The organism is Thermosipho globiformans, from assembly GCF_003990895.1.
Classification (GTDB): Bacteria; Thermotogota; Thermotogae; order Thermotogales; family Fervidobacteriaceae; genus Thermosipho; species Thermosipho japonicus.
Genome location: NZ_BHXD01000052.1, coordinates 1 through 402, shown reverse-complemented (window position 1 = coordinate 402; position 402 = coordinate 1). Strand labels below are relative to the sequence as shown.

The window sequence follows — 402 nt, the reverse complement described above, 5'->3', positions numbered from 1 at the left end:
CACGAGAGGTATACGAAGAATACTTAAACTACACAAAAGTTTCTTGATTTCTGTCCAATTTTTCGGGGTGCATTACAAAGTTTTAAAAAATAAAATTCTTTATAACGATAAAGAAATAGGTTTTGAAGAAAATATGGGCTATAAAGAAGAATTTGTAGATTTCTATGAGGTTATATTAAATAATAAAGAAAATGATCTTGGAAATTGCGAAGAAGCAATAAAAGATTTAGCATTTTTTGAAGCAGCTCTAAAATCTAATGGAAATAAAATTAAAGTAGATGCTTTAATAAATTGAATAGTTAATGCTAAGAAGAAAATTAATATTTAACAAAACGCCTGTGTAGGTGAAGATAATTAAAGAAAGAGAAAAGAATAGTAAAGGTGACTGTAACTTGACTAAGA

General features: G+C 26.6%; 1 pseudogene. It reads left to right on the top strand.

The window, feature by feature from the left end:
• Positions 1-295: pseudogene (locus tag EO083_RS09795) on the top strand (hypothetical protein); the annotation flags it as partial.
• Between the last annotated feature and the right edge of the window lie 107 nt (positions 296-402).